We start from the raw sequence: 3,271 nt of genomic DNA on the forward strand, positions 1-3,271 counted from the left end.
CAAGTAACAAGTAACAAGTAACAAGTAACAAGTTATTCTGATTTCATCACCAAATTTGTACGCAGAAATTAAACATTACCTTTGTTAAGCAGATTTAGTATGATCGAGTCTTCAATTAAAAGTAAATTTAGAATGCTTTTAATTTAATTAGCTTATAGCTTATGGCTAACTACTGCGCGGTTTGAATAATTAATTACGCTTAGTTTTGCGTGTTTGAGGCATTTCATTAAGTAAAACTAAGACACCTGTGAAATTGTGTTCTAAAGTAGTATCAATAGTTAAATCGATAACTTCTACTCCGATAATCTGTTTAATTTTAGTAATTAATTCACTTTTAACTATGCAATCAATGCGATTGCGCAGGTCACGAACAAAGTTTTGATCTTCAGAATTATTTAATACTCTCTCTAGAGACGTGACTGAATTTTCAACAATAATTGCAACTTGATTACCAAAGATATGACAACTAATTTTGCCTACTCGACAGCTTAATCTATCGCGATAGAAAGCCTGAATAGATTGAGATAAATTGCGCTCCATTTCACCACGGCTAGGAACATTATTAGTCATTTCGCTTCTATTTAATTAATTATTCAAGTTTTGACTATCCGAAATTCTCAAATAAACAATTAATCAAACAGATTCAATTTAGATAGTGTTTGATTCCCTAGCGTTTGAAGAGTTAGGAAAAGTTGTCTTGTTTATTTCTGTATAATTCTAGCTAAATAGCAAAGGTTTTCATAATAGGGTCAAATGAGTAATAACCGAATACAACTATTGACTCTCTCTACAGGACAAAAAAGTATCTAAGATAATATTGAATATAATTAAGTAAGACCATAAAATTCCTCAAAAGTTTACTAAATATAAATCATATTTTTAATCTTGTTAAGTAGCTGGGTGAAATTAAATATAAAATAACGGATTTTTATTTTTCTCCCCTATCTCCACTACTCCACTACCTCACATAAGTCTTTAAATTAATTATGCCTAGCTACTGATACAGTTTGGAGAACCTTAAGAGGAGATGAATACTACAAAGCGATCGCCGTGGCAAAATACAATTGGCGATCGCTAATTAAATAGTAGAATAAAAAAAAGTTAATTAATCCATTGGTTAATAAAATCTGGTCTGAGCCATCTACAAAATCAAAGATGTTATCTTGACCATCACCGATTACAAAAATATCATTACCACTTCCGCCATACAGAGCATCGTTTCCTGCTTCACACCCTAGAGTATCATTACTACCCACTACCCACTACCCACTACTACCTACGAGTTAACAATGGGAATATTAACGGTAAAAGTAGTACCTACTTGTAGCTCACTAGCTACGGAGATAGTGCCTTGATGAAATTCAACGTATTCTTTGGCGATCGCCAATCCTAAACCCGATCCTTGCTGATCTTGGGAGTTGCTAGCGCGATAAAAAGAATCAAATAATTGTGGTAGATCTTCAGGAGGAATGCCAATACCGCGATCGCGTACTGTAAAAATTAATTCTGAAGCCTGAGTATGGATTTCAAAGTCGATATTGCTGTTTTGTGGCGAGTATTTACACGCATTGGACAGAAGATTAGTCAGAATATGATTGAGTAGTTTACTATCTAAACTGAATGTTTGTGTTTCTGTTTGATAAACAAAGTTGATTGTTTGCTTGTTGTTGAACGCTGTTTGAACTTCATTAATCACGCCACGACAAAATTTCTCTAACTCTACTGGCGCAGGATTAAATTGCAGCTTGTTCATGTCTTTTTGGCTAATAACCAAGACATTATTTAACAGATTGGTCATTTTGGTGACGTTGCGCCTTAGCTGTTGCAAAACTTCTGCCTTCTTGACAGGGGTTAATTTATCTCCATAAGTTTCTAAAATTTGTGCCATCCCTGAAATGCTGTTGAGAGGATTGCGAAATTCATGGGATACCGTAGAAACAAAACGGGATTTAATTTTATTTAACTCTTTTTCTTGTGCTAAAGACTGATTCAATTTTTCTTTGGCGGCTTGAAGCTGAAGAGAATAAGAACGCGATCGCAACAAGACTCTAATTTTAGTTCTAAGCTCAATCTTTTCTACTGGCAGATAAACTATATCATCAATCAATGGTTCTAAATGATCTGTAGACAAACCAACATCATGTAAGGTAGTCATAAACACAAAAGGCAGGAAAAGCGGAATAGCTGCCTTCCGAATTGCCAACATTTTTTCTCGTAGATAATGAATGGCAGTATAGTCAACAAAACAAAGATCGAAATCTTCTGTTAACATTTGCTCCCCAACTACAGCAAAGTCCGCATCCACTCCAGGAGCAAGAACTTGATAATATTGCTCCAAAGTTTGGGATAAAAGTAGTCGATTCTGCTGATGTTCGATTAGTAAGAGAATACGTTGCATATGAGCAATGAGCAATGAGCAGTTAGCAATGAGCGGTTTCTATTGGTTAATGTTAATTCTAGTAGTTTTCAATATTGAAAATAATATTTTTGCTATTTCATCTGCATCTTCATAAATACTTTCAAAAGATTTTGGATCTATATACCCCGTATCTTTGAGGAGAGAAAGCCAATATTTAGTCTCTAAAGTTTCTTTGTAAGCAATAGAGATTTTAGCAGAAAAATCGGCTTTAGATATTCCACCTTTTGCTTCCGTGATGTTTGCCCCAATACTTGTACCACTTCTCAATAACTGCTTAGATAAAACAAATTCTCTTTTTTCTTCACATAAATATCTATATGCTTTAACAATTCTAATTGCAAACTTATATGCCTTATCATAAGCCACATTGTTATCCATAGATAAATGGTCACTGTTCACTGTTCACTGTTCACTGTTCATTGTTCACTGTTCACTGTTCACTGTTCATTGTTCACTGTTCACTGCTCACTGTTCACTGTTCACTGTTCACTGTTCACTGTTCACTGATCATTGTTCACTGCTCATTGTTCACTGTTCACTGTTCATTGTTCACTGTTCACTGCTCATTGTTCACTGTTCACTGTTCACTGTTCACTGTTCATTGTTCACTGTTCACTGCTCATTGTTCACTGTTCACTGTTCATTGTTCACTGTTCATTGTTCACTGTTCACTGTTCACTGTTCACTGTTCACTGTTCATTGTTCACTGTTCACTGCTCATTGTTCACTGTTCATTGTTCACTGTTCACTGCTCATTGTTCACTGCTCATTGTTTACTGTTCACTGCTCATTGTTCACTGTTCACTGTTCACTGACTTAGGCACACCACTCAAAATACCTCGTAATTTAGAT

Annotated in this window: 4 protein-coding genes; all 4 read right to left on the reverse strand. The window is 35.0% G+C overall.

The annotated features are described in order from the left end of the window. Nucleotides 1-189 precede the first annotated feature (189 nt). The 4 genes from C7B62_RS25055 to C7B62_RS25070 all read right to left on the reverse strand — a co-directional run bounded on the left by C7B62_RS25055 (nucleotide 190) and on the right by C7B62_RS25070 (nucleotide 2,797). Nucleotides 190-570, reverse strand: coding sequence for a Na-translocating system protein MpsC family protein (locus tag C7B62_RS25055; protein WP_106244221.1), 381 nt, complete (start codon nucleotides 568-570; stop codon nucleotides 190-192). 464 nt (nucleotides 571-1,034) lie between these two features. Then, entirely contained in the window at nucleotides 1,035-1,256 is a 222-nt protein-coding gene (locus tag C7B62_RS25060; protein WP_106244224.1) for a hypothetical protein, read from the reverse strand. A 20-nt stretch (nucleotides 1,257-1,276) separates the two neighbouring features. Beyond that, nucleotides 1,277-2,398 carry a HAMP domain-containing sensor histidine kinase gene (locus tag C7B62_RS25065; RefSeq protein WP_106244228.1) on the reverse strand — a complete coding sequence of 374 codons (1,122 nt, stop codon included), beginning with the start codon at nucleotides 2,396-2,398 and terminating at the stop codon, nucleotides 1,277-1,279. Nucleotides 2,399-2,437: 39 nt separating this feature from the next. Next, complete coding sequence (locus C7B62_RS25070) at nucleotides 2,438-2,797, reverse strand: four helix bundle protein (RefSeq protein ID WP_106244231.1); 360 nt, start codon at nucleotides 2,795-2,797, stop codon at nucleotides 2,438-2,440. Nucleotides 2,798-3,271: the final 474 nt, after the last annotated feature.

Origin of the sequence: Pleurocapsa sp. CCALA 161 (genome assembly GCF_003003995.1) — a bacterium.
In the GTDB taxonomy this organism is placed as follows: domain Bacteria; phylum Cyanobacteriota; class Cyanobacteriia; order Cyanobacteriales; family Xenococcaceae; genus Waterburya.